The sequence below is a fragment of the Pantoea sp. FN0307 genome, from assembly GCF_050113815.1.
Taxonomy (GTDB): domain Bacteria; phylum Pseudomonadota; class Gammaproteobacteria; order Enterobacterales; family Enterobacteriaceae; genus Mixta; species Mixta alhagi.
The window spans coordinates 191,471-216,019 of sequence record NZ_JBNJSO010000003.1 but is presented as its reverse complement, the minus strand read 5'-3'; the positions used below and the strand labels follow the sequence as shown (position 1 = coordinate 216,019).

Annotated in this window: 21 protein-coding genes and 1 tRNA gene; 9 read left to right on the top strand and 13 right to left on the bottom strand. The window is 51.9% G+C overall.

The genetic code is table 11. From position 1 onward, the window contains the following. Nucleotides 1-128 precede the first annotated feature (128 nt). From bcsE to bcsG, 3 genes are read left to right on the top strand one after another with little or no spacing between them, the layout of a single operon-like run. Nucleotides 129-1,679 carry a cellulose biosynthesis protein BcsE gene (gene bcsE, locus ACQE3Z_RS11510; protein ID WP_426973907.1) on the top strand — a complete coding sequence of 517 codons (1,551 nt, stop codon included), beginning with the start codon at nucleotides 129-131 and terminating at the stop codon, nucleotides 1,677-1,679. Continuing rightward, nucleotides 1,676-1,864 (top strand): cellulose biosynthesis protein BcsF, encoded by a 189-nt coding sequence (gene bcsF / locus ACQE3Z_RS11505; RefSeq protein WP_426973906.1) that lies wholly within the window; start codon nucleotides 1,676-1,678, stop codon nucleotides 1,862-1,864. Before bcsE ends, bcsF begins: the two co-directional genes overlap by 4 nt. After that, a complete protein-coding gene (gene bcsG, locus ACQE3Z_RS11500) occupies nucleotides 1,864-3,525 on the top strand; it encodes a cellulose biosynthesis protein BcsG (RefSeq protein WP_426973905.1) in 1,662 nt (553 codons plus the stop codon). The genes bcsF and bcsG overlap by 1 nt, the downstream gene beginning before the upstream one ends. Before the next feature lie 149 nt (nucleotides 3,526-3,674). Here the strand turns inward: bcsG and ACQE3Z_RS11495 are convergent, their stop codons facing one another. Then, nucleotides 3,675-4,718 carry a methyl-accepting chemotaxis protein gene (locus ACQE3Z_RS11495; RefSeq protein ID WP_426973904.1) on the bottom strand — a complete coding sequence of 348 codons (1,044 nt, stop codon included), beginning with the start codon at nucleotides 4,716-4,718 and terminating at the stop codon, nucleotides 3,675-3,677. 451 nt (nucleotides 4,719-5,169) lie between these two features. Between ACQE3Z_RS11495 and ACQE3Z_RS11490 the strand changes: the two genes are divergently transcribed. From ACQE3Z_RS11490 to ACQE3Z_RS11480, 3 genes are all read left to right on the top strand, one after another. Continuing rightward, the gene (locus ACQE3Z_RS11490; RefSeq protein WP_426973903.1) at nucleotides 5,170-6,231 is read left to right on the top strand and encodes a colicin-like bacteriocin tRNase domain-containing protein; all 1,062 of its coding nucleotides are present in this window, start codon (nucleotides 5,170-5,172) and stop codon (nucleotides 6,229-6,231) included. 164 nt (nucleotides 6,232-6,395) lie between these two features. Continuing rightward, nucleotides 6,396-7,409, top strand: coding sequence for an S-type pyocin domain-containing protein (locus ACQE3Z_RS11485; protein ID WP_426973902.1), 1,014 nt, complete (start codon nucleotides 6,396-6,398; stop codon nucleotides 7,407-7,409). After that, a complete protein-coding gene (locus ACQE3Z_RS11480) occupies nucleotides 7,406-7,678 on the top strand; it encodes a hypothetical protein (protein WP_426973901.1) in 273 nt (90 codons plus the stop codon). The genes ACQE3Z_RS11485 and ACQE3Z_RS11480 overlap by 4 nt, the downstream gene beginning before the upstream one ends. A gap of 133 nt (nucleotides 7,679-7,811) precedes the next feature. Here the strand turns inward: ACQE3Z_RS11480 and dppF are convergent, their stop codons facing one another. The 11 genes from dppF to ACQE3Z_RS11425 form a co-directional block, all read right to left on the bottom strand. After that, nucleotides 7,812-8,816 carry a dipeptide ABC transporter ATP-binding subunit DppF gene (gene dppF, locus ACQE3Z_RS11475; RefSeq protein WP_250651384.1) on the bottom strand — a complete coding sequence of 335 codons (1,005 nt, stop codon included), beginning with the start codon at nucleotides 8,814-8,816 and terminating at the stop codon, nucleotides 7,812-7,814. Further along, the gene (gene dppD, locus ACQE3Z_RS11470; RefSeq protein ID WP_250651383.1) at nucleotides 8,806-9,792 is read right to left on the bottom strand and encodes a dipeptide ABC transporter ATP-binding protein; all 987 of its coding nucleotides are present in this window, start codon (nucleotides 9,790-9,792) and stop codon (nucleotides 8,806-8,808) included. The genes dppF and dppD overlap by 11 nt, the downstream gene beginning before the upstream one ends. Before the next feature lie 12 nt (nucleotides 9,793-9,804). Further along, nucleotides 9,805-10,707: a dipeptide ABC transporter permease DppC gene (gene dppC / locus ACQE3Z_RS11465; RefSeq protein WP_426973900.1), complete on the bottom strand. Its 903-nt coding sequence runs from the start codon at nucleotides 10,705-10,707 to the stop codon at nucleotides 9,805-9,807. 9 nt (nucleotides 10,708-10,716) lie between these two features. Continuing rightward, nucleotides 10,717-11,736: a dipeptide ABC transporter permease DppB gene (dppB, locus tag ACQE3Z_RS11460; RefSeq protein WP_085068897.1), complete on the bottom strand. Its 1,020-nt coding sequence runs from the start codon at nucleotides 11,734-11,736 to the stop codon at nucleotides 10,717-10,719. A gap of 235 nt (nucleotides 11,737-11,971) precedes the next feature. Next, nucleotides 11,972-13,582: a dipeptide ABC transporter periplasmic-binding protein DppA gene (gene dppA / locus ACQE3Z_RS11455; RefSeq protein ID WP_426973899.1), complete on the bottom strand. Its 1,611-nt coding sequence runs from the start codon at nucleotides 13,580-13,582 to the stop codon at nucleotides 11,972-11,974. A 654-nt stretch (nucleotides 13,583-14,236) separates the two neighbouring features. Beyond that, nucleotides 14,237-14,674, bottom strand: a complete 438-nt coding sequence (locus ACQE3Z_RS11450; protein ID WP_426973898.1) for a lysozyme inhibitor LprI family protein — start codon at nucleotides 14,672-14,674, stop codon at nucleotides 14,237-14,239. Further along, nucleotides 14,671-15,597, bottom strand: coding sequence for a peptidoglycan-binding protein (locus tag ACQE3Z_RS11445; RefSeq protein ID WP_426973897.1), 927 nt, complete (start codon nucleotides 15,595-15,597; stop codon nucleotides 14,671-14,673). The genes ACQE3Z_RS11450 and ACQE3Z_RS11445 overlap by 4 nt, the downstream gene beginning before the upstream one ends. Nucleotides 15,598-15,754: 157 nt before the next feature. After that, nucleotides 15,755-15,831 (bottom strand) — tRNA-Pro (locus ACQE3Z_RS11440). A gap of 107 nt (nucleotides 15,832-15,938) precedes the next feature. Beyond that, nucleotides 15,939-17,630 carry a kdo(2)-lipid A phosphoethanolamine 7''-transferase gene (gene eptB / locus ACQE3Z_RS11435; protein ID WP_426973896.1) on the bottom strand — a complete coding sequence of 564 codons (1,692 nt, stop codon included), beginning with the start codon at nucleotides 17,628-17,630 and terminating at the stop codon, nucleotides 15,939-15,941. Nucleotides 17,631-17,918: 288 nt separating this feature from the next. After that, the gene (locus ACQE3Z_RS11430) at nucleotides 17,919-18,347 is read right to left on the bottom strand and encodes an organic hydroperoxide resistance protein (protein ID WP_426973895.1); all 429 of its coding nucleotides are present in this window, start codon (nucleotides 18,345-18,347) and stop codon (nucleotides 17,919-17,921) included. A 113-nt stretch (nucleotides 18,348-18,460) separates the two neighbouring features. After that, on the bottom strand, nucleotides 18,461-18,919 hold the full coding sequence (locus ACQE3Z_RS11425) for a MarR family winged helix-turn-helix transcriptional regulator (protein ID WP_426973894.1): 459 nt from the start codon (nucleotides 18,917-18,919) through the stop codon (nucleotides 18,461-18,463). A 66-nt stretch (nucleotides 18,920-18,985) separates the two neighbouring features. On the opposite strand from ACQE3Z_RS11425, the gene ACQE3Z_RS11420 reads away from it, so the two are divergent. Both ACQE3Z_RS11420 and ACQE3Z_RS11415 read left to right on the top strand, forming a co-directional pair. Then, entirely contained in the window at nucleotides 18,986-19,570 is a 585-nt protein-coding gene (locus ACQE3Z_RS11420; protein WP_426973893.1) for an HD domain-containing protein, read from the top strand. 249 nt (nucleotides 19,571-19,819) lie between these two features. After that, nucleotides 19,820-22,933, top strand: coding sequence for a hypothetical protein (locus tag ACQE3Z_RS11415; protein WP_426973892.1), 3,114 nt, complete (start codon nucleotides 19,820-19,822; stop codon nucleotides 22,931-22,933). A gap of 52 nt (nucleotides 22,934-22,985) precedes the next feature. Here the strand turns inward: ACQE3Z_RS11415 and ACQE3Z_RS11410 are convergent, their stop codons facing one another. Further along, nucleotides 22,986-23,282, bottom strand: a complete 297-nt coding sequence (locus ACQE3Z_RS11410) for an HTH-type transcriptional regulator (RefSeq protein WP_426973891.1) — start codon at nucleotides 23,280-23,282, stop codon at nucleotides 22,986-22,988. 415 nt (nucleotides 23,283-23,697) lie between these two features. Here ACQE3Z_RS11410 and ACQE3Z_RS11405 point away from each other — a divergent pair, with 415 nt between their 5' ends. Then, entirely contained in the window at nucleotides 23,698-24,414 is a 717-nt protein-coding gene (locus ACQE3Z_RS11405) for a DUF3053 domain-containing protein (protein ID WP_426973890.1), read from the top strand. Nucleotides 24,415-24,549: the final 135 nt, after the last annotated feature.

Below are 24,549 nucleotides of genomic sequence, written 5' to 3'. Positions count from 1 at the left end.
ACCCACAGTAAGGATAAAGACATAAGCGTATGAGCTGGCACTTTATTATATTTGTTTAAATTATCCAGGCGAAATAAATCCCTGTCTATAATAAAATAGCTTCTGTTGAACCAATTTGCGAAACTTCTATGGCACTCTCTTTTACGCTCGGCATTGAGCAGGTTCAGAATGAATTAATAGAAATGCAGCCGCCGGGCTGCTACTGGCTTACCGTTAACCGGCCTGATGATGCCCGGTTGCTGGCGCGTCAGGTTATTGGCGCTCAGCAGGCGCTGACGCTAATTAGCGCTGGTGAAAAGCCGCAATCATTACTGGAACCCGCGCTGCCCAATGGGCCAGAGCGTATTCCTTTTTATTCTTTGCCGGAAAAACGTCGTGCGCTGTTAGATTTACCGGAAGATTTAGCCCGCACGCTTTCAGCGAAGCCGCGATTGATATTATTTTTCACTAATTTTTCTTTCATAGAAAAACTATCACCTGTGGAATTAATCGCATGGATAAAAAAAATCAACCGTACACTGGCCGCTCGGGATTGCTGCCTGTTAATTATTACTTCCGGCTCCGGTGTAAATAGTTTACGACAGACTTTACTGAGCACCTTTCGGCAATTAAACGGCCTGGCGCATCTGGAATATCAGCAGGACAGCTGGAATTACCGTGTTAGCTGGTGGTGTCACGATCAACGTTTGATGGCGGATCGGGCGCTACGCTTAACCGCACGTGACGCCGGCTTTGCGGCAATGCGTGAAAATGACCAGAATACGCCGTTGACGCTGAATGATGAAGCCATCTGTATTGCAGAACGCCAGGTTCTGGAGGGCGCGCCGCCCCTCTCCAGCCACTGGCAGCTGTTTGACAGTAACGATATGGTTGCCTCACGCGCCCAGCAGGCGGATTCCGCTACGGTGATTTTCTCGCTAAATCATAACGAGGAGATCCGCATACTCTCGCAGCATATCCACACTCTGCGGCGCATGCGCGGAGCCGCGCTGAAGATTATGGTGCGTGAAATGCAAACCAGCCTGCGTTACAGCGATGAGCGGCTGCTGCTGGCCTGCGGCGTTAACGCCATCGTGCCCTTTGGCGCACCGATGTCGCGCTTTTTGACCACGCTGGAAAGCCTTCAGGGACAGCGTTATAACCGCCATGTGCCTGCCAATCTTGATGCACTGTTGCAGTCGCTACAGCCGCTGCAGCAGCGCGGATTTCTATCGCTGGATACCTTTTGCCAGTCGGTTACGCAGCTGGTCAGCAATACGCTACTGCCGGAAAACGGCAAAGGGCTGCTGGTGGCATTGCGCCCGGTGCCTGAGCTAAGACCAGAGCAAGCGCTCACATTGTGTAAGCCGCGTCGTTATGGCGACCTGGTAACGGTACGCGGCGATCGGCTCTATCTGTTTCTCTCCTCATGCCGCTATAACGATCTTGATACCGCGCTGAAGTTTATTTTCCGTCTGCCGCACGATGAGCTGTTTTCCAACCGTCTGGTCTGGTTTGAAGATTTACAGATCCTTTCGGAAGTCAGGCAGATGAAAACGCTGGTGCCGGAGGCGTGGAAAGATATGCCGCCAGCAACGAAGGTGGCGCAGCCGGAAGTAACGCCGCCGCAGCCGGTTGAACGTCAGACACCGCAGCCGGTAGTGCTCAGCTTTAATAAATCGGGGGTTGTGCGCGAATGACACTTATTGATGGCGTGCAGATTTTAATTCTGCTGGTGCTGATCGCGCTGCTGCTGAGACCACTGTATACCCGTTGGCTTCCCGCCCGCTGGCGCAGCGTCACGCAGCGGCTGTTGTCGCCACGCTCATTAAAATATGAAGGTACCTGGCAACGTCGGCCTAACAAAACGGATAAAGATAAATAATGACTGAGAGTAAAAAGACGCCGTCTTCCACGGCTGCTTTCTGGCGTAGCTGGCGCGGGCTGGGCGGCTGGAATTTCTATTTTTTAATTAAGTTTGCGCTGCTGTGGTTCGGCTATCTTAATTTTCATGCCTTGACGAACCTGGTATTCCTCGCCTGGCTGTTGTTTCCCCTTCCCTCGCTGCGGCTGCACCGTCTGCGTAGCTGGATCTCATTACCGCTCGGCTTTGCGCTGTTCTGGCACGATACCTGGCTTCCCGGCCCGGAAAGCATTATCAGCCAGGGCGGGCAGCTGGCAAGCTTTTCCGGCGCTTATCTGCTTGACCTGGTGAATCGGTTTATTAACTGGCAGATGGTCGGTGCCGCCTTTGTGATGCTGGTGCTGTATCTGTTTATTTCTCAGTGGTTACGGATCACGGTGCTGGTGACGCTGCTGCTGATCTGGATAAACCTCATTAATCTTGCCGGCCCGGCTGTTTCACTGTTGCCAAATAAGGCGGCCACGCCGGATGTGGTGTTGAACAATAAAACACCAGCCAATAACGCCGCTGCGGATAAAAACGCGCTGGATGAATCCGCCCCGCCGACCAGCGCCAACCTGACCGCTTATCTGAACCGCTTTTATCAAACGGAGAAACAGCGCGTTACGCAATTCCCGGCTGCGCTGTCGCCTGACTCGCAGCCGTTTGACATCCTGATTATTAATATCTGTTCGCTCGCCTGGTCAGATATTGATGCGGTTCAGCTGCGTGACCATCCGCTGTGGAAGCATTTTGATATTCTGTTCAGCAATTACAACTCGGCAACCGGCTACAGCGGCCCGGCCGGTATTCGACTGCTGCGCGCCAGCTGCGGTCAGACTTCCCATAGCGATCTTTATAAACCTGCGGATCGGCAGTGCTACCTGTTTGATAACCTGGCAAAGCTGGGCTTTAAAGAACAGTTAATGATGGACCATAGCGGCGTATTCGGTAATTACCTGAAGGAGCTGCGTGTGGATGGCGATCTTCAGGCACCGTTAATGTCGCAGGCCGGGATTGCGCCGGAACTGACCTCGTTTGACGGTTCGCCGGTCTATAACGATGCGCAGCTGATGCAGCGCTGGCTGGACGATCGTATTCAAAGCAGTGATGCACGCACCGCGACCTTTTACAACCTGATCCCGCTGCATGACGGGACGCGCGCGCTCGGCAGCACCGGCACCGCACCCTATAAGCCGCGTGCGCAGGTATTGTTCGATCAGCTGGATGCTTTCCTGACGAACCTGGAAAAATCGGGACGCCAGGTTCTGGTGATGGTGGTGCCGGAGCATGGGGCCGCCGTGGTAGGCGATAAGATGCAGATGTCCGGTCTGCGTGATATTCCCAGCCCAGGCATTACCCACGTTCCGGTAGGCATTCGTTTTGTCGGCATGAAGGCACCGCATCAGGGACAGGCGTTAACCGTAGATACCCCGACCAGCCTGCTGGCGATTTCTGAACTGATTTCACGCGTGGTTGACGGACAGGTATTTAATGCGGCGAATGTAAATATGTCGGTGCTGACGGAAAATCTGCCGCAGACGCCGGTTGTTTCAGAAAATGATAATGCGATTGTGATGATGTATCAGGGCAAGCCGTGGATACGCCTGAACGGCGGCGACTGGGTGCCCTATCCGCAATAAATCCCGGTTCTGGCGGTCGCGTTATACACCGGCGTCCGCCACGTTTTAACATCGGGAGATAAGAAGTCCGTACCGTTTCACTACGCTGACTTGATCGTTAACCGTCAGCGTACGCTAAACGATGCGGGCTTTTTTAATGGCCGTGAGACTCAGGCAATATCGTCCGGAGCAATTTGCTCGATCAGGCCATCGATAATCAGGATTACCTGCGAGCTGGCCTGCTCCATTTTCTCCAAAAAGTCGGCCATTGCTTTAACATCATTCTGGCAAAATGCGGTTAACGCTGCACGTCCACTGTTATGAACTTCAGCGTGAGGCCGTTCAAGCTGACGAAATTTCTCGTTTCCGGCAAACAGCACAAGCCCTTCCCCTTCGTAATACCATTTGCCCAATCGGCATTCATGATGGGTGTTAACTTTGCCTCTCTTATCTTTATTGAACAGCAGGGAATAGACCTGTTGCTTCCAGACAATATGATCAAGTTTCACCGTATTCAGAAATTGTTGCCGGGAAATAAAGCGCATAACGGATTGCATACGCGTTGAACGTTTGATCACCTCTTCTAAGGCTTCGCAGGCTTCATTAACCTCTTGTCTAACAATTACGTGGGCCTTAATTACGGTTGTACAGTTATCAGCAACCTGATCGGCTGACTTTTTAATATCGTTAGTAATTTTTTCTATTTTGCCTGACTGGTTTTTTACTTCTTCCGCAAGGCATTTTACTTCCTTTGAAAGCACAGTAAAACCACGCCCCATGGTGCCCACCCGGGCAGCCTCTATCGCTGAATTGATCGCCAGCAGATCGGTTTGGTTAGCCAGACGGTTAATATCGCTTACGCATTCCCTGATATCCTCTACCGATGCCTGTAGCGCCCGACTGACCTCATTGCCATTTTCAGCATGCTTTTCAAACTCGCACATCTTATCCAACAGCGCATGAATAAAATTTCGTGCCTGTAGGTTCTTTTCATTAAGTTTTTCAATAATTTCCTCCTCTTTTTTCAGCTGATCGCTGGAGGTAAGCAACGAGTTGCGAATAACCTCAACGTTATTAATTCCTGACAGGAGGTTTTGACAAATAATACGTTCATAAAGCGAATTATGATGTGTTGCTATTATTTCTTTTAGCACCATTTCATTTTCATCTACCGGTTTCTTCCTTGACCTAAACAATCCAGCAGTAATTTCCATATTAACCCTTATTATTCATCTATTAATTTGTAGGCGTTACACCTTTTATACCCCGGCCATTTCCTTTTATGAAGTCTTAAGTTCGACCATAAGAACGTTCTTATCATTATGATATCTGGCCTGGTAAGTATAGTGTCTGCTTTGTATAAAAAGGTCATCAAAGCTAAAGAACTTAATTTGAGAGATTTCTTGTAATAGTTAGCGAAATGCATATTAAAGAAGAACTATGTATCTCGCCAGATTAGCTAAGAGGTAACACATCAACGCCTTTTAACTTCATAAAGTTAAACTAAAAAAATTATTATCAATAACGATAATCCTGTTAATTAAATCTAACCCAACAGATGGCAATAAACACAATAAATTATTGAAAGGAATTCAATAAGTTTAGGATGGGATCACCTGTATATAAATACAGTGACATTTCACCCTGTTTTACAAGGAGTAGATGATGGGAAACAACAAAAATGACGGTTTGACTAAAGATAGTATTCCTACCGATGGCGTGATAGGCGGGAATACTATGATTGTCTGGCCGAAAACAAACAAGCCATCTCCTGAGGAGATTTTCAATCAGATTACCAGTACCGGCTTCGATCCGCTTACCGGTAATGGTTGGTTACCTGCTGTTGATGGCATGCAAATCGCTGTTCCGCAACAAATGCGAAAGGAGACGCTGGCCTCCATTACTCAGGTTAAGCAGAGCTATGCCTCACCGCAGGGAAATAGCCTGATGAGCGCGGATTTTTGGGTATTTGAGCCAGCGTACGCCGAACCATCAATGTGGAATTCGGAAGTGCCGGTTATTACTATTGTGCCAGCCAGCGTGATGACGGATGCCTCCCTTCCTGCGGCGGGCTCTTCCCTGCCTAAAAGCGTAGGCGTTAATACGCGCATTCTGGATGAAGTACATGGCGGGAAACAGCACCTTGCCGCCGTCGGGACAAAAAAAAGCTTATTTCATATACCGCTAATCCCGGTAAGAGCCACAAAGTATGGCGGTTCGACGGCTTTTTTCTGCGGCATGATGCCTGGGGAATTTAACTTTCTGGAGTTCTACCTCAGCTTTCCGGCCAAAGGAGTAAAAGAGCAGAAACTCCCCTGGAAAACATCAGTCAAGAGTGGAAAATTGCGCCCAGCCGGAGCGACGGTTGGTAGTAATACACATGATTTTATTGCCTGTTTTCCACCTGGCAGTAAGCAGGCACCCCTGTATATTGCTATGACTTGCGTAATTACAGCAGAAAAAGTGCGACAGCGTCAGGCTGCTGAAAACCAGGCGGCAACAGCCAAAGGCACCACTGAAGCAAAAGCCAGAGCGCAGGCGGAAGCTAAAGCGAAAACGGCCGCTGAAGCAAAAGCCAGAGCACAGGCGGAAGCTAAAGCGAAAGCTGCCACTGAAGCAAAAGCCAGAGCACAGGCGGAAGCTAAAGCGAAAGCTGCCGCTGAAGCAATCGCCAAAATAGAAGCGGCAATGCCGCCCTTATTCTGGGCGGCCTGCCAGGTACCATAGAATTTACTATTGCGGGCTACGGCACATGGATTGGTTCCTCCGCCACGGCAACCACCATAGCTAAAGAAATCACTATCGGGGGCAGTTACTACATTAATCAGCTTTTCAAAGCGCCTCAGTTAGTTAAAAGCCTGCAAAGCGCGTGGCTTCAGGGTGCCGCAGCGTTGCTTAGTTCATCCAGCCTAAGTGCAGCCGTTATTATTGCAGGGCTCTGGCCAGCAAATGCTGGCAAAGGTAGCGACAAAGTTCCTCTGGCACTTTCGCTGCCGTTAGACGCCTTAACAGGGACAAACCCTCCTCTCCAGCCAGGCGTTAATACTGTGGAGCTACCGGTGCGCGCCTCGCTGGCAGAGGAGCATTACCATCCTGTGCTGAAATTACTAAAAACAGGGGATGGCGGTCTGTCAAAAACGGTACCGGTGCTTAAAGTAGAACGCGATGAAAAAACAGGGCTGGATCGCATTATCGTTCCCGCCGGAAAGGACACCCCGTCACGCACGATATTAATTAATCCCGTTCCGGTAAATACGCCATCACCCTCACATACCGGTGATATACATGGAAACTCACTTTTTGATTTCCCTCGCCATCTATCCGGTGAAATTCAGCCGATACCCTATGCTCAGGTGATCACGACGCCAATAGCGGATATTGTAGAACCTCAGGATTTTATCTACTGGCGCCCCGATGCCAGCGGTACAGGCGTAGAGCCTGTATATGTAGTGCTTAGCAATCCTTATGGTGAAACGAATGCTAAAGGTAAACATAGCGGACGCGAGTTTCATACTGAAAAGGCAGGCGGCCCGATTAAAGATCTGGATTGGCGTACTGCCGTCATTGATCGTGAAGGAATAGAAGAAGTAAAGCTGCATACAGGGCGGTTTGCTGAATCTGCTGCAAATAAAGTAATGATTGAACGACTGGAGAAAATCCTGAAGGGTGAGCTGCAGGCTACAGATATCGATAAACGCTTTTATACCCATGAGATTAGGGAGCTTGAGCGATATCGTAACTTAGGGATTAAAGATGAAGCAATACCCAGCAATCAGGCAGAAGTCTGGAACAATACTCATACAGCTACCTTAGAAGACTACAAAATTAATGAGAGGCATGAGCCTTTATATACGCCTGAGGCCGTTAAAGCTTCAGAGGAGCAAGCCTGGAGGGAAGGACTATGATTGATTTTAAAACGATGATTGAAAAAGAGAGCGTTAGCGATGTGGTATCTTTCTTTGCCAGTTCAACAAAAGGGATCGGATATCCTCAATTAGATAATTTTTTTGTACGTTACCGGTTTGATGTCGTAGGTAATGGCGAGCTGTTGAAAACATTTGAAAGACTACATAAAGCAGGCATTGTGGAGTGGGGAGATAAGATGCTTATCAAAAAAGGCCCCAACTGGAAACAGCCTGACTTCGTTAAACAGAAGAAATATGGTATCGAATAATCGATAATCTTGCTGCCTTAACTAAAAAAGCCCGCCAATCGTCTATTGCCAGGCTTAAAGATGAATGTAGACTTCAGGCCACGTCATAAAGCTGCGGCGGAACGGATACAAGCTTGCCCGCCGCGCCTAAAGCTTAACTCACTTTCTGCTGCTCATCCTGATCCACGGCGAAACAGGCAATCTGCTGATCGCCATACTGCTTCAACTGCGGCTGTAACTGGACGCAGGTGCCGAAACGGCGACGGCAGCGCGCGTTAAAGGCGCAGCCGGGCGGCGGGCTCAGCGGGCTGGGCAGCTCGCCGGTCAGCTTGATACGTTCGCGGCGGTCGTCCGGATTCAGACGCGGCGTCGCGGAAAGCAGCGCCTGCGTATAAGGATGACGCGGATTGGTGAAAATTGCCTCTTTGGTGCCTTTCTCTACGCAGCGACCCAGATACATCACCATCACCTCATCGGCAATATGTTCCACTACCGATAAATCATGCGAAATAAAGACGTAAGAGAGCCCCATCTCCTGCTGCAAATCCATCATCAGGTTCAGCACCTGCGCGCGCACCGAAACATCCAGCGCCGAGACCGGTTCGTCGGCGATCAGCACATCAGGATCCAGCATCAGGCCGCGTGCAATAGCGATACGCTGACGCTGCCCGCCGGAAAACATATGCGGATAGCGGTCATAATGTTCGGTCTTTAGCCCTACCTTGGCCATCATTTCCAGCGTTTTTTCCCGGCGTTCCGCTTTGCTGAGCGACGTATTGATCAGCAACGGCTCTTCCAGTATCTGGCTCACTTTCTTACGCGGGTTCAGCGAGCCGTACGGGTTTTGAAACACAATCTGGATTTTTTGCCGACGCAGCGACTGCGCCTGCGGATCGTGCTTCAGCAGATCCTGACCATGCCAGAACAGCTGCCCTTCAGTCGGCGTTTCAATCATTGTCAGCAGGCGGCCCAGGGTGGATTTGCCACAGCCTGACTCGCCCACCACCGCCAGCGTTTTCCCGCGTTCAAGGTTAAAGGAAACGCCGTCCAGCGCTTTTACCAGCCGTGGCTCGCCGAACAGCCCCTTCTTCACCGGGTAGTGCTTTTTCAGGTCGATAGCCTGCAGCAGGTATTGCTGCTCTTGAGTTTCAGGACGCATAGGTTGGTCTCCCGGCATCATCCAGCGGATAGTGACACTTGGACTGACGCCCCGGAATATCACGCAGTTCAGGTTCTTCCACACGGCAATGGTCGGTGGCGTAAGGGCAGCGCGGGTTCAGCAGGCAGCCGCTGGGCCGATCGTATTTGCCCGGCACCACGCCCGGCAGCGAAGCCAGACGTGCTTTATCGGCCGCAAATTCCGGCAGGGCGCGCAACAGCGCCTGGGTATAAGGATGGCGCGGCGCTTTGAAAATATCGCTCGCCTTGCCCGTTTCCACCACCTGTCCGGCATACATCACAATAATGTGCTGCGCGGCTTCCGCCACCAGCGCCAGATCGTGCGTAATCAGGATCAGCGCCATGTTCTCCTGCTTTTGCAGCTCCAGCAGCAGCTCAATAATCTGCGCCTGGATGGTAACGTCAAGCGCGGTTGTCGGCTCATCGGCAATCAGCAGACGTGGCCGACAGGCGATAGCCATAGCGATCATCACGCGCTGGCTCATACCGCCGGAAAGCTGGTGCGGATAGACATCCAGCCGCGATTCCGGATCGGGGATGCCGACCTGATTCAACAGATCAATAGCGCGTTGTCGCCGGGTACGACGGTTGCCGCCCTGGTGAACTTTTATCGCTTCCATAATCTGATAGCCGACGGTATAGCACGGGTTCAGGCTGGTCATCGGATCCTGGAAAATCATCGCCACTTCCGACCCCACCAGTTGACGCCGCTCTTTTTCAGAGATGCGCTTCAGGTCGCGCTGGTTGAATTCCAGCTTATCCGCCATTACGCGGCCGGGATAATCGATCAGCCCCATAATCGCCAGCGAGCTAACCGATTTACCGGAGCCAGATTCCCCTACGATACCCACAACCTGGCCCTGTTCAACCTGGTAACTAATGCGGTCAACCGCACGGAACGGTGCTTTCTCTTCGCCGAAATGCACCGACAGTTTTTCTATATTTAATAATGCCATCTCGGTGCCTCTTTACTGCTTGAGTTTCGGGTCGAGCGCATCACGCAAGCCATCGCCCATCAGGTTAAATGCCAGTACCGTCAGCAGGATCACCAGTCCAGGAAAGGTGACCACCCACCAGGCACTCTGCGCATACTGCAGAACGTCGGAGAGCATGGTGCCCCACTCCGGCGTCGGCGGCTGCGCACCCATACCGAGAAAGCCCAGCGCGGCCATATCCAGGATCGCGTTGGAGAAGCCCAATGACGCCTGCACAATCAGCGGTGCCAGGCAGTTAGGCAGAATGTTAATAAACATCTGGCGAATGGCACCGGCCCCGGCTACACGGGAAGCGGTGACATAGTCGCGGTTGATTTCCACCAGCACCGCAGCGCGGGTCAGACGAATATAGTGCGGCAGCGCAACAAAGGTCAGCGCCAGCGAAGCGTTAACAATCGACGGGCCGAAAATTGCCACCAGCACCAGCGCCAGCAGCAGGCTTGGCAACGCCAGCATAATATCGACCAGACGCATAATGGTGGCATCCACCGCTCCGCCAACGTAGCCCGCCAGCAGACCGAGGATCACCCCAAGGATCAGCGACAGCAGCACCACCAGACAGCCCACCAGCAGCGACAGCCGCGCGCCGTACATCAGGCGCGACAGTACATCGCGGCCCACGTCATCAGTACCGAGGAGGTATTGCCAGCTGCCGCCCTCCTGCCATACCGGCGGACGCAGCAACGCGTCACGGAACTGCTCCGCCGGGCCATGCGGCGCCAGCAGATCGGCGAAAATCGCAAGTGTCACCATTATCACGATATAGACCAGGCCGACGACCGCGCCCTTATTGCGTTTAAAATAGTGCCAGAACTCCTGAAAAGGGGTCATCGGCACGGGTGCAGCGCTGACGCCGCCCGGATTTACAACAGACATAGCGCCCCCTTATTTTTTATGTCGAATGCGCGGATTTACCACGCCATAGAGCAGATCAACCAGCAGGTTAACCAGAATAATCAACGTGGCGACCATCAATACGCCGCCCTGCACTACCGGATAATCGCGGCGCTGTAAGGCCTCAATCAGCCAGCGTCCCAGGCCCGGCCAGGAGAAGATAGTCTCGGTCAGGATCGCGCCCGCCAGCAGCGTACCGATTTGCAGACCGATAACGGTAACCACCGGCAGCATCGCGTTGCGCAGCGCGTGGACAATAATTACCCGCATCCGCGTCAGCCCTTTGGCGCGGGCGGTACGAATATAATCTTCGCCCAGCACTTCCAGCATTGATGAGCGAGTCATGCGTACAATTACCGCCAGCGGGATGGTGCCCAGCACGATAGCGGGCAGGATCATATGCATCACCGCGTCATGGAAATCGCCCGGCTCGCCCCAAATCAACGTATCGATCAGAACAAAGCCGGTCAGCGGCTGCGTATCATCCAGGAACACCGCATCGCCTAATCGTCCTGATACCGGCGTCAGGTCAAGCTGCACCGATACCAGCATAATCAGCATGATGCCCCACCAAAAAATCGGCATCGAATAGCCGGTCAGCGAGATGCCCACAGCGGTATGGTCGAATATGGAGCCGCGTTTTACCGCTGCCAGCACGCCAACCGGGATACCAATAGCGACGGCAAACAGCATGGCGCAAATGCCCAGCTCCAGCGTAGCCTTGAAGCGCGGCACAAATTCATCCCATACCGGCGTACGGCTTTTCAGGGAGATGCCGAGGTCGCCGTGCAGCACGCCATTGATGTAGGTGAGATATTGTTTCCACAGCGGCTGATCCAGCCCCAGTTGGGCCATAAGCTGTGCGTGACGTTCAGGGGAGATCCCGCGTTCGCCGGCCATGATCAGTACCGGATCGCCGGGGATCAAGTGTACAAAAGCGAAAGTTAATAAGGTAATACCGATAAACGTTGGGATCACCAGACCCAAACGTCGGAATATGAACTGCAGCATAATCCGGTTTCTCTATTTTTATCCCACCGCTCAGGGCGGGTTTTTGCTCACATCCTGCGCTGGCGTGAAGCCAGCCGCGACGCAATAGATTGCGCCTTAGCCATTTTTTTCGTCCGGGAAAGAGGATGAAAACGCTTCAGCCTGCAGACATCGCCGTCGGGCCATCGCGACCCGTAAAATCACCGGCAGCGACAGCAACGTAATTTATCGGGCCAGACGCTGCCGGCCCGGTAGATTATTCAGCGATATCAACGTTTACGAAGTAGTGGCCGCCCAGTGGATCTACCACGTAGTTGGACACTTTTTTACTTACCGGCTCATAGACCGTGGAGTGGGCGATAATCAGCGCAGGCGCCTGATCGTGCATTACCACCTGAGCCTGCTTGTAAAGCTGAATACGCTTTTCATGATCGTCCGTGGCGCGGGCTGGCTGAATCAGGTCCTCAAACGACTTATCGCACCAGCGCGAGTAGTTAGAACCATCTTTTGCCGCCGCGCAGCTGAACAGCGTGGCGAAGAAGTTATCTGGATCCCCGTTGTCGCCGGTCCAGCCCATCATCACCGTCTGGTGCTCACCATCTTTGGCGCGCTTCAGATATTCGCCCCACTCATAGGTCACGATTTTGGCTTTCACGCCGATTTTCGCCCAGTCGGACTGGATCATTTCAGCCATACGGCGCGCGTTCGGGTTGTAAGGACGCTGGACCGGCATCGCCCACAGGTCGATAGCAAAACCATCGGCCATGCCTGCTTCTTTCAGCAGCGCTTTGGCTTTAACCGGATCGTAGGAGTAATCCTGCACCGCATCGTTATAGCCCCACATGGTCGGCGGGATCAGGTTTTTCGCTGGCTGACCGGCACCCTGATAAACGGCCTCAATGATTGCGTTTTTGTTTACCGCCATGGTCAACGCCTGACGCACTTTCAGGTTATCCAGCGGTTTTTTCTCGACGTTAAACGAGAGATAGCCAACGTTCAGACCTGGCTGCTCCATCAGGTTGATGTTCTTATCCTGCTTCATGCGGGCAATATCCGCCGGGTTCGGGTAAGGCATAACATGGCACTCGCCTTTTTGCAGTTTGGCGTAGCGCACCGAAGCATCCGGCGTAATAGAAAACACTAAACGATCGACTTTCGGCCTGGTGCCCCAGTATTCGGCGTTGGCTTTGTACAGGATGCGTGAGTCTTTTTGATACTGCAGCAGCTGGAACGGGCCGGTACCAACAGGATTGAGGTCGACTTTTTCCGGCGTACCCGCCTGCATCATCTTGTCAGCATATTCTGCTGAGAGAATAGAGGCGAAATCCATCCCAAGGTCGGCCAGGAAAGGTGCTTCCTGACGGGTCAGCGTAAAGCGCACGGTATAGTCATCAACCTTCTCAACTTTGCTGATCAGGTTGGGCATGTCCATGCCTTCGAAGTATTCGTAGTTACCGCCAGAGACGCCGTGATATTTGTTGTTTTTATCAAGCTGACGCTCAAAGGTGAATATCACGTCATCTGCATTAAAATCGCGGGTGGGTTTGAAATCTTTAGTGGTGTGCCACTTCACGCCTTTACGCAGGTGGAAAGTATAGGTTTTGCCATCTTCGCTAATGTCCCACTTTTCGGCCAGCGCCGGATGCAGCTCGGTAGTACCGATAGTGAACTCCACCAGACGGTTATAAACCTGGCGGGAGCTGGCATCATAAGTGGTACCGGAGGTGAACAGCTGCGGGTTAAAACCTTCTGGCGATCCTTCTGAACAATAAACCAGAGTCTTTGCCTGAACGCTAACGGCAACGGTCATCGCCATCAGGCTCAGGCCGACCTTTAGCACCCCTGATTTAGCCAAGGAAATACTCATGCTTATGCTCCAATATGTGATGTGTGTTGTGCGCGTATGCCCGGCCTGTGTTTTTTTTGTGCGGCCGGTGCGAGTTGCCCGAAGGCAACAGGAGAGAAGGGGTGGCGGGTGGTTCTGATAGCATGAAATCTATCAGAAGAATCTGCTTCCCTTACTCCAGTGAAACATCAATTTGTCAACAGAATGAAAGAACGTCAATACAGATATGAGGTATTTACACAGAGTGTGAGAAACAGCAAGCAAACATAAAAAAAACCATCCGATAACAAAACCAGTTGGAAAGTTTATTGCAAAGCCGTTTAACCCTATAAACGTCGGGTGAAAAATGCGCCAGCCAGTAGGTTTAACCGCAAAAAAACGATTAAAATTTATCGTTGAACGCTGCATAACTGAACGATTAGCGAGCTGTTCAGTCAAAGAGCTAGCTAAAAATGCTGCGATATCGGCACAAGAAAACGGCAATATGCAATCTTCGGCCATAAGTTATGCGTAGAGCGAATTAAGCACAGAAGCCAGATGTGACGGTGAGCGAAAGGATAAAAGCGCGATTAATGCTGGTTTTCCTGCGCTGGTGGCGCCTGAGGTGCAAAAGAGGAAGTTATGGCCTGAGCGCGCGTCATAACTTTAGATAATGGTCCGGGAAATGGCATAAAACTATCGGTTCTCTAATTCCGGATGATAAAGCATGTTGATTTCATCAATTCGACGCTGATTCATATTAATCTGGCAACGTGCCTGCGCCTCACCATAAGCATGCGTGTTTTCCTCAGGCGCAGCAATGGTGTCGCAGTAGCTCTTCCTGTAATCCAGCCATAGCCGCTGACTGTTGATAAAATTATTGGCCATTCGCGTTTTTTGTAGTTTACTGCCTAGCCACCAGCGCATTTCATCTGCCGTTTTTATTTCCTTAAGCTTTTTATTGTAAGCCAGATTTAAAGCGCTTTCCGATCTTTCCGTAATAGTAATAATGCATTCGAGGCTGTCCTCATCTGGACGAAAACAGGGCTTTAGCATATTGCCATCTAGCATACTTGAACCATAAGCGATGGATATAAAAAACAGCTGAAAAATTAAAACACATGATTTTTTCATTTTAAATATTCTACCCTGGCCCGGTTTCTTGCATCCATTTGATAATAGTTATTGTCTTTAAGATGCTGAATTATTTTTTCTCTGCTGCTTCCCTGCGCGATTAATTTTGCCATAACTTTGGCATTTTTATTACCCTGGTAAAGAGTATCAATAAATATGTCCTTTATTTTCTTATCTATCCGCTCCCAGGATAAGCGCGGTGTGACATTTGTCGAATGCCTGAGATAAACGCCGCGGGCATAATCAATCTTTGTATGCCAGGCGATCTCAAACAGCTGAATCTGCTGCTGATGGGTAATTTCTCCAACCATTGGGCCAAACACCGTGACAAACTGCTGCGCCGCCCTGCCGCTCAGGCCCGCCGCGCGGGAACAGATCACCGCCTTATGCTCTTCCAGGCCAGCCTGACGCAATATGCTGTAGATTTCCCCTGCGCTACGTAGCTTCATATCAAACCCCCGCCCTAACGTGACACCAGAAAAGCCTCCCGGCCAGTGCAGCACACGTGAAAACCAGGGGGTTGGCGTCGCCCGGTAAGGCACCGTTGCGGTGCTGTAGTCCAGCCCTTCGTTATCAAAGGTGAACTGTCCCTGACTCACCCGCAGTAAACCGCCAGGATGATGCGGCTGGTTATCGGGCGACATCGCTTTTAACGCATCCATAAAGTAGATGGAAACAGGCGTAACCAACCCGGAAGGTGAAAGATTCAGCAGGCGCTGATACCAGCGGATCGCTTCTAAAGTCTGCTGGCCGCAAACGCCATCAATAGCCAGCCTGCGTCCAGTGGCGAGCCGGTAACCGGCATTCATCACCATACGCTGTAGCTTTTTCACTTCACTGGGTTGATTGGTGCCGCAGGTTCCAACTGATGTAAACAGGCGATTGGGATGCAGCACCATGGGGTCATGGTATTTCCTGCTCATTGAAATCCTTTTTCAGAACACAAAAAGGCGTTATCGCAGAGCGAGGAAACCAGAAACGTGACGGGGAAAAAAAAGCCGCGGTTTTGAGCCAGGTCTTATAAAGATCGCTGCCCTGAAACGCAAAAACCCCAGTCATTGCTGACTGGGGCTGGGAATTTGGTCGGCGAGAGAGGATTTGAACCTCCGACCCACACGTCCCGAACGTGTTGCGCTACCAGGCTGCGCTACTCGCCGATGGGGGCGCATCTTACTGAGGTCGCCGTCAGGCGTCAATGACTTTTTCATGCAGCGCGCATCAACTGCATGAAAAGCATTCACTCAGGCGGGGTGCGCCCTGCGGGTTAACTTTTGCTGCTCGTTACGGTCGCAGGAGCCTGACACCAGTTATTCGCCGCCTTGATCCCGCCATCCGGCGAGGTATAACCCAGACAGCCAAGAATGGTATCGAAGAACTCAACGTGACGATGGGTTTTCCCAATGCGCTGCTGTGCCTGCAAACGTTCAAAAGCCTGCTTATTGCGCGCATCGGCCAGATATTTATCAGAGGCCCAGACAATCATTGGTACGCGGAACTGCTCTGGCGGTGCCATCTCACGCGGCGTACCATGCAGATGCATATTGTCACTGATCGACTCCCCGTGATCGGAAGCGTAAAACACAATCGCTTTCTTATCACGCAGCTGATCATAAACGCTGTCCAGCACGGTATCGGTATAAAGCACAGAATTATCAAAGGCGTTAATTAGCTGGGCTTTGCTGCACTCCTCATCCACGCCCATACATTCTGGCGTATAGCGTGCGTAGCTACGCGGATAGCGCTGCGAATAGAGATAGTGCGAACCTTTGGTATGCAGCACCACCAGATGTTTGCCGTTGGGATGACGATCGAGCGAGGCTTTCAGCTCCGGGATCAGCAGCATATCGTCCACTGCCTTGCCCTGGTTACGCGGTTCTGAGCCAATCTGCTCGCGAAAAGCGAAGTTATCGACATGGGTATTATCGTAAAACCAGACTTCGCTCTGCATGGCGAACAGCTCTGAACTGAAGCCCAGCGATTTCAATACGGCGAAGATATTCTCTTCTTTCAGCGTCCGACCAGGGTTATCCATGGTGCCGCCTTCACGAACAAACATGCAGCGCAGCGAGAGCTTGGTAGCGGTATCGCAGGACTCACCGCGAAAAGCCACCAGATTTTTTTCATGGGAAAGCTTAGGGGTGGTGTCGCGCTCATAGCCCAGCAGCCCCATGTGATCCCAGCGGGTGGTTTCGCCAATCACAAACACCACGTAAGTATCATCAATACCGGGCGGGGCCACGTAGGTGAATTTTTTCGCCGGATCGAGCAGCTCTTGCCCGTCAACGGTTTCGTCGATGCGCGTCCAGGCAAACAGACCCAGCGCCGACAGCCAGTTAGAGGGTAAATAAGAGTGCGCCACCACGCCGCCATAGCTGGGCAGATCGATGTTAGTGATCTCTTCGTTGGCTTTTTGCAGCTTGTCAAAATAGCGAATCGGCAGCCAGACCAGCGCGACCGCCAGCAGCATAATCGCTATCGGCCTGATCCGCTGACCGGGCGTTTTAAGCTGTTCGATTAATGTCAGGCGCAGCCGGTTACGCCAGATCATCAGCAGCGGTAACGCGCTGACCAGCACCATCCACAGAACAAACTGATAGCCCACCACTTCTTTAGAGAGATCGGTATCGGTGGTCATCACTGAAGCGATGATACCGTAGCCAATCACCACATTAAAAAAGGCCATATAGTAACCGGCGGCCACGGAAAACAGCACCAGCATGGTAGCCAGGATACGGTAAAAAAGTTTTCCGCCCAGCGACAGCAAACGCATCAGGAAGAAAGTGAGCAAAACGATAGCAACGACTTCTGCCGCCGCTGATAGCCAGTCAGAAAAAGTAGACTTGCTGAGGAAAGGATCAAACCGACGATAAAATATGGGGAGATTCAGTAAAATACCAATGTAGAGTGACAGCAAAAGAGAGAGTTTTTGCTGAGTAAGTGATTTTATATAATTCATTCGACCTTCTATATTCCCGGCGTAGCAGTTACTTTACGAGCATTCTTCAGACCGCTTCGTTGCGCCAGAGTTCTCACCGGTAATCGCAATATTCATTTTGTGTGATGAACAAGAGGATTCTGAACGGAAAAAGGAACCTTTTCCGGTGAAGCGCTGCCAGTTAACCACAATTAGCCGACCGGATCAGCGAAATTTCGCCATCGTAACCAGAAAGCACACCCTTAATAGACGGGAATTAGCGGCAAATAAAAGAGCGAACGCGCAAAAAGTGGCGTTCGCCAGGCTGTATTAGTTGATGATATTTAGAGTGACATCGATGTTATTGCGGGTCGCATTCGAGTAAGGGCAAACGATATGCGCGGCGTCCACCAGCTTTTGCGCTTCTGCCTGATCCATACCCGGCAGATGGATATTCAGCGTGACTTCAATACCAAAACCGGTCGGCAACGGGCCAATACCTACTTCGCCTTCGATAAAAGCCTCTTTCGGCATATTGATTTTATCGCGCGCGGCCACAAACTTCATCGCGCCGAGGAAACAGGCGGAGTAACCTGCCGCAAACAGCTGTTCCGGGTTAGTCGCTTCGCCGCCTGCGCCGCCCATCTCTTTGGGTACGCCCAGTTTTACGTCCAGCACGCCGTCAGAAGAGGTAGCGCGACCGTCACGTCCGCCCGTTGCCTTTGCTTTTGCCTGATAAACGACTTTTTCTAATGACATAGATAACCCTCTGGTTGGTTTATTCGCTATTAAATCGCGAGCTATTTAATAAGCCCGGCATTATAGATCTTAGTTGCTTCCACTACCGTTGTCAGTGGCTGAAAAGTAGACGGCTAACGGATGAGACTATCGCGCAGCCTGTTCAACTGTGCTTTCATATCCTGTAGCGTCGCGACATCACACTCCGCAGCACAGACTACCGCTTCAGGAATGCTTAATGCTTTTGCGCGCAGCGCCCGCCCCGCTTCGGTTAAGGTGACCACCACCTGGCGTTCATCCTGTCTCGAACGCTGGCGCAGTACCAGCCCTGCCGCTTCCAGCCTTTTTAGCAGCGGCGTCAGCGTGGCGGAATCCAGAAACAGGCGCTCGCCAATGTCGGAAACCGTAATATCATCCCGCTCCCATAGCACCAGCATCACCAAATATTGTGGATAGGTAATATCAAGCTGCGTCAGCAGCTGCCGGTAAAGCTTGTGCATCGCCAGATTGGCGGAATAGAGCGCAAAACAGAGCTGGCTATCCAGCGACAGTAGCGCACCCGAAGCTTTTTTGTCATCTTGATGTTTACTCATGCGTGACAAGTTAAATAGTACACTACATAATTGCAAGCGATATTTAAACCAGGCCAGGAGGGTAAGATGCAATCACTGGAAGAACAGGCAAGACGCTATGCCACCGAAGTGCACGCCGCAGCCGGACAACGCCGCAAATATACCGATGAACCCTATATTGTTCATCCAGCGGCGGTAGTAGAGCTGGTGCGCAGCGTTACGGATAATGAACATATGCTGGCCGCCGCCTGGCTGCATGACACTGTGGAAGATACCGGCACTACGCTTGCGGATATTGAACGGCAATTTGGCGCTGAGGTCGCTACGCTGGTCGGCATGTTGACCGACAGCAGCCAGCCGCAGGCAAAAAATCGGGCAGCGCGTAAAGTGGCGCATTTTCGTCATACTGCCGACGCCGCGCCGGACGCACAAACCATTAAGCTGGCAGATATCATTGATAACACGCGCGCTATCGTGCAGTACGACCCCGATTTCGCACGCATTTATCTGGTGGAAAAACAGGTGCAGATCGGCTTGCTACAGCAGGGTGACGCCACGCTTTGGCAGCAGGCGAAGGTGACAATAGAACAAGGCATGGCGCAGCTGCGCGAAAAGCCTTACAACGTGCCGGAAGCCTGGTTTACTCGTCAGGCGGCAAAATATGTGCTCTGACCATCATGCTGAGGCAATTCTGATAATCGCGCTGCGTCAGTGGTTCCAGTGATAAATAAAGTGCGGTCACTTTTCTGATTAAAAAACAACCAGTGCAGAGTGACCCTTGTGATTATCAACGGAATTATTTTTTGACTTAAGCCGTTATATCAGACGTTTATGCCAGCAAAAAAGCGTGCTTGCTGGCAGATGCTTGATTATATCTGATATCGCTCGTTCCTCCTCAACCCTGCATACGAGACGATAATCATGAGCAAAAAACCCTGCCTTACTATTAATCCTCTGTTTGAAGACGGCTTCTCTGCCACCTCCCCCGCTGACTATTACGCCTTCGCCAATCTCTCTGGCACCGCGCGCAATGTAGAAAGCGGCAATTACGTTCAGGTTACCCTTAACGGCCAGACTTATCAGGGTCTGGTGGATAAAAATGGCGAATGGCGTATTCCCCTGTCGCCCTCAACGATTACCAACCTGATTAATGTTGATCCCAGCGTCACTCACGATCTGGTGGTCAGCGTGACCAACAACCAGGGCTACGCCACCGAGCAAATCCGTAAGGTGTCGGTTGTTGATATGTTAGATGGCCGCGCGGCGGGTATCGCCATTAGCCCTATTGCCGGGAATGATGAACTGATCGGACGGGAAAAGATGCACGGCCAGGTGATCTCCGGCCTGACGGAGCGGGTAGCGGAAGGCGAGATGGTGACCATCACGCTGGAGGGAAAAAGCTGGCAAGTGCCGGTAGATGCCAACGGCGCATGGAGCAGCGTGCTCACGCCAGAAATGATGAAAGACCTGACGCCCGGCGAGCATACCCTTACTGTTAGCGCACCGAGTATTTATGGCGACAGCTACAGCAGCGACGAGCGCACCTTTACCGTAACCAACGAAAAAGGTACCTCGTATGCGGCAGAGATTAACGTCAACAGTATCACTGGCGATGATCTGCTGACGGCAATTGAGCAGCAAAGCAGTCTGATCGTCAGCGGCACCACCGCCAATGTAGCCAGCGGTAAAGAGGTTTGGGTACAGCTCGGAGACGATATCTATGCCGCAACGGTAAAAAATAATCACTGGCAGGCGGAGATCCCGGCCAGCGATCTGGCGGAGCTGAATAATGGCCCTGCCACGCTGATCGCCTGGGTAAAAGATCTACGCGAAACCGCCACCACGGTACGCGAATTTACCGTCGGTGAATCATTAACCATGCCGTATATCACGCTCGATGTGCCTTACAACAACTTTGACGCCGATGACATCCAGTGGGCGCTGCTAACAGAAGTGCTGTCCGGTCATGTCACTAACGTCGCGGCTGGCAGCTACCTGAATATCACCTTTGGCGATCTGCGCTATCAGGCGCGGATAGATGAAAATGGCGACTGGCGTTTGCCGGTTGCCCCTGACGATCTGTTATCACAGCCAACTGGTGAGATACCGCTGGTACTGAGCATCACCAATGCACAGGGCGAAACCGCTGAACTCAGCAAAACCATCTATTTTAGCGGCATCGATACCGGCAGCGAAACCAGAGTGGTGATTAATCCTGTCTCCGGCGATGACATCATCAACGCACGCGAAAAACAGACGGAGCTGACCATCACCGGGGATAGTTTAAATGTGCCAGCCGGACAATTGGTTGAGTTACGCTTCCCCGATGCGCTGGGCAATAACGCCTTTTTCGGTATTGTTGATCAAACGGGCGAATGGCGCGTTTCTCTCTCTGCCGATGATTTGAAAAATTTACCGGCGGGTGCGCTACGCATAGAAGTCACGGTTCCGGGTTCAACCCTCAACGGCGGCCCGCTGACTGGCGAGCACTGGGTCACTATCGAACCGGGCAACGCCACAGAAAACGTTGCCTCCCTGACGATTGATTCGCTGGAAGATTATAGCCGTCTGACGCTTGACCAACTGAGCGGCCTGGTGGTCAGCGGCAGTGCTACCAACATCTCCGACGGCAGTGAAGTCTGGCTACAGCTGGGCGACTGGGCCTGGACCGGGGAAGTACATCAGGGTCAATGGCAGGTCACGATCCCGGCAGATAAAGTCCCTGAGCTACGTACCGGCGGCGTTATTTTTGAAGCCACGGTGCGGAACAACGCCAACGGCGACAGCGCTGACGATACGGTTTACATTAATCTCGATCCGGCGGTGCCACCTGACGGCCCTTATGTGCGGCTTGATGCAGTTTGGGGCGATGATGTCATTATCCGTACCGACGATATCCGACCAGATTATCTGATTACCGGTACTTTTACCGGCAACGACTGGAGCGATATTAACCTGACGTTAAACGGCAAAAGCTATAGCGCACAGGTAACCAACGGTAGCTGGATGGTCTGGATCCCGGATCAGGATATTCGCGCCCTGCCCGATGGCGAGGTTCCGATAAAGGTACAGTGGGGCGAGCTAAGCGACACCAGCACCCTGACGCTGAATACCGATACCGACGTGCCGCTATTTGGCGCTACTCTGGATACGGTAGACGGACAAAATCTGATCACCTCTTTCGAGGTTTATGACAAGGGTTTGACCCTTAGCGGCGGTGTGCTGGACGCCAGCGTCGCGCCGCTGGGCACGCGCGTAAACATAGAGTTCCATAGCAAGCACTATCAAACCACGCTGACGGGCGATGACACTAATCCACGCTGGAGCCTGACGATCCCCGCCGAAGATATGCAGGCGCTGGACAGCTATGATGCACAAATCGTTCGCGTCACGCTGGGCGAGGCGGGGCAACACAATGTGGTTACTGCCCGAAATCTGGAATTTACCGAGGATGAAGGTAGCAGAGCCTATACCCCGCAAATGCTGATAAACCCGCTGGGCGACGACATTATCGACCAGAGCGAAGTGGACAGCGTACAGGTGCTCAGCGGCACCAGCCTTTATTTTTGGACCGGTCAACAGGTTGTAGTTACCCTGGATAATTTACGCTGGGAGACCACCACTGACAGCAGCGGTCACTGGAAAGTGGCCATTCCGGCAGGCGAGCTGGCGGGCATTGCCGACGGCGAGCATCGCTTAGAGGCGGGCATCTATTTCAACGATCCCGATAGCGGCGAATGGGCCATCGCCAATGAAACGTCGCTGACGTTCAATACCGGCACGTCTGACGCCATGCTATCGGCGAAGACCTTAACGCTGGCCGACCTCGGACTGGATCAGGGGCTTGTGGAGGACGCATCGCACAGGGAAAGTACATCATTACCCGATGACGCGCTGACATCTGCTGGTTTTGTGTTGCCAGCGGCAACCGGCGATCTCTGGGCGATAGCTGAACGGGCAGAGCTTGATACAACATCATATCTCATCCCTCCCACCGCACCTCAGACAGATCCGCTGATTCATCATCCCGTCTGAGCGTCAGGCATAAAAAACCCGCCATCAGGCGGGTTTTCAACGTTCTGTGCATTCAGTCAAGCAGCTGTCGCCCCAGATAAGGATTGGAGTGCAGCAGTTGCATCAGCTTTTGGGCGCTACCTGATGGGCGGGTGCGTCTCGCTTCCCAGCTTTTCACTGAAGAGACGCTCACGCCCATCACGCGGGCAAATTCATCAATTTTCATACCGGTCATTTCGCGCAGGCGTTGTGGTTCTGGCACTGAAACCGTTTTTTCTTGCTGCGCTACAGGGGCACCAACGACATTCCGTGTTAATACAATTTGTTCAAGACTGCTAAGTAACTCAACCATGGGGTCTTTTACTTCCATAGCAAACTCCTAAAACTCACTTTGAACAACGTGAAGGAAAACAGAGATAAGAACCTGAAGCCCAGGCTCAGAATGCCGGTTTGTTGCATAAATGAAGGGGTCAGAACTGTGCAACATCAATCGGGAATTTAATTATTAGATGATTCCTGGGGTTTTGCCGCCCAATTTTAAAAAATTTTTTGATCTTGCTGGCGGCTTTTAGCCGTGCCGCCAGTTAGCGCCTTACCAGGCCTGCATTCTGCTTAAAAAGAGTTATCACAAACACGAAATCGCTAACTTCACGATAATTCGTGATTAATTCATTCTTCCCCATATTCAGCCTAATCGCATTGATCTATGCTTTAGACACCTTAAAAAGGCGGCGAGATGCGGCCTTATTAAACAGCGAGTTTGTTAATTTACAGGAGTAAACGCTATGGCGACCGGAGTTTCCCGCGGCTGGACGCGTCTGTGGCTGCCGTTGGCAGCAGTACTGGTCATCCTGCAGCTTACCGGCTGCGGTGATAAAGAGGGTGAACAGCGCAAGGCCTTTAGTGATTTTTTACAGAATACCGTCATGCGCAGCGGCGAACATTTGCCTGCGCTGAGTGAGGATCAAAAACAGCGCTTTGGTAATTACGCCAGCGATTACGCTATTATTTATGGCTTTTCACAACAGATAAACAAAGCGGTGGACCAGGGTCTGCGTCCGGTAGTGGACGAGCTGTCCGCGCTGCGTGTTCCGCAGGATTATCTGACGCGCCGCGATGCGCTGCGTCAGGCAAGCGGTACGCTGAGCGTGCTGGCGCAGCAGCTGCAAAACGCGAAAAGCCAGGCGGACAGCAGCAAAGCCGCGCTGAAACAGCCTGACGATCTGAAGTCAATTTACGATCGCGCCTATACCCAGGTCGTTACACAACCGGCAGCTACCCTGCAGCCGCTGCTGCCAGCGCTGCAATCGCTGAGTCAGGATGTGGTGCAGGCAGGTGATTTTCTGCAACAGCAGGGAACGCGCGTTTCCTTTAATGATAACGGTGTGCAGTTCCCTACCCAGGAGCAGGCCAGCCAGTACAATACGTTAATGAGCAACGTATCATCGAAAGCGCAGGCGCTGACGCAGGCGCAAAACGCCGTACAGAATGGGCTACGGTAAAAACCACAGCGGGTGCCCTATACATTTCGGCACCCGCATTTCGGTCCAGGCAAAAGTGTGATCTGCCGCATTTTTATCCAAAAGTTTATTGTGATCAATATCACAATTTAGAAACAAACTAACAGCAATAAACTG

Coding starts and splice junctions, on each gene's coding strand:
- ACQE3Z_RS11410 (WP_426973891.1), bottom strand. CDS start 23,282: ATGGAAGTAAAAGACCCCATGGTTGAGTTACTTAGCAGTCTTGAACAA.
- ACQE3Z_RS11495 (WP_426973904.1), bottom strand. CDS start 4,718: ATGGAAATTACTGCTGGATTGTTTAGGTCAAGGAAGAAACCGGTAGAT.
- ACQE3Z_RS11450 (WP_426973898.1), bottom strand. CDS start 14,674: ATGAAAAAATCATGTGTTTTAATTTTTCAGCTGTTTTTTATATCCATC.
- bcsG (WP_426973905.1), top strand. CDS start 1,864: ATGACTGAGAGTAAAAAGACGCCGTCTTCCACGGCTGCTTTCTGGCGT.
- dppF (WP_250651384.1), bottom strand. CDS start 8,816: ATGCGTCCTGAAACTCAAGAGCAGCAATACCTGCTGCAGGCTATCGAC.
- bcsF (WP_426973906.1), top strand. CDS start 1,676: ATGACACTTATTGATGGCGTGCAGATTTTAATTCTGCTGGTGCTGATC.
- bcsE (WP_426973907.1), top strand. CDS start 129: ATGGCACTCTCTTTTACGCTCGGCATTGAGCAGGTTCAGAATGAATTA.
- ACQE3Z_RS11405 (WP_426973890.1), top strand. CDS start 23,698: ATGGCGACCGGAGTTTCCCGCGGCTGGACGCGTCTGTGGCTGCCGTTG.
- ACQE3Z_RS11490 (WP_426973903.1), top strand. CDS start 5,170: ATGGGAAACAACAAAAATGACGGTTTGACTAAAGATAGTATTCCTACC.
- ACQE3Z_RS11420 (WP_426973893.1), top strand. CDS start 18,986: ATGCAATCACTGGAAGAACAGGCAAGACGCTATGCCACCGAAGTGCAC.
- dppC (WP_426973900.1), bottom strand. CDS start 10,707: ATGTCTGTTGTAAATCCGGGCGGCGTCAGCGCTGCACCCGTGCCGATG.
- eptB (WP_426973896.1), bottom strand. CDS start 17,630: ATGAATTATATAAAATCACTTACTCAGCAAAAACTCTCTCTTTTGCTG.
- ACQE3Z_RS11445 (WP_426973897.1), bottom strand. CDS start 15,597: ATGAGCAGGAAATACCATGACCCCATGGTGCTGCATCCCAATCGCCTG.
- dppD (WP_250651383.1), bottom strand. CDS start 9,792: ATGGCATTATTAAATATAGAAAAACTGTCGGTGCATTTCGGCGAAGAG.
- ACQE3Z_RS11425 (WP_426973894.1), bottom strand. CDS start 18,919: ATGAGTAAACATCAAGATGACAAAAAAGCTTCGGGTGCGCTACTGTCG.
- ACQE3Z_RS11430 (WP_426973895.1), bottom strand. CDS start 18,347: ATGTCATTAGAAAAAGTCGTTTATCAGGCAAAAGCAAAGGCAACGGGC.
- dppA (WP_426973899.1), bottom strand. CDS start 13,582: ATGAGTATTTCCTTGGCTAAATCAGGGGTGCTAAAGGTCGGCCTGAGC.
- dppB (WP_085068897.1), bottom strand. CDS start 11,736: ATGCTGCAGTTCATATTCCGACGTTTGGGTCTGGTGATCCCAACGTTT.
- ACQE3Z_RS11415 (WP_426973892.1), top strand. CDS start 19,820: ATGAGCAAAAAACCCTGCCTTACTATTAATCCTCTGTTTGAAGACGGC.
- ACQE3Z_RS11480 (WP_426973901.1), top strand. CDS start 7,406: ATGATTGATTTTAAAACGATGATTGAAAAAGAGAGCGTTAGCGATGTG.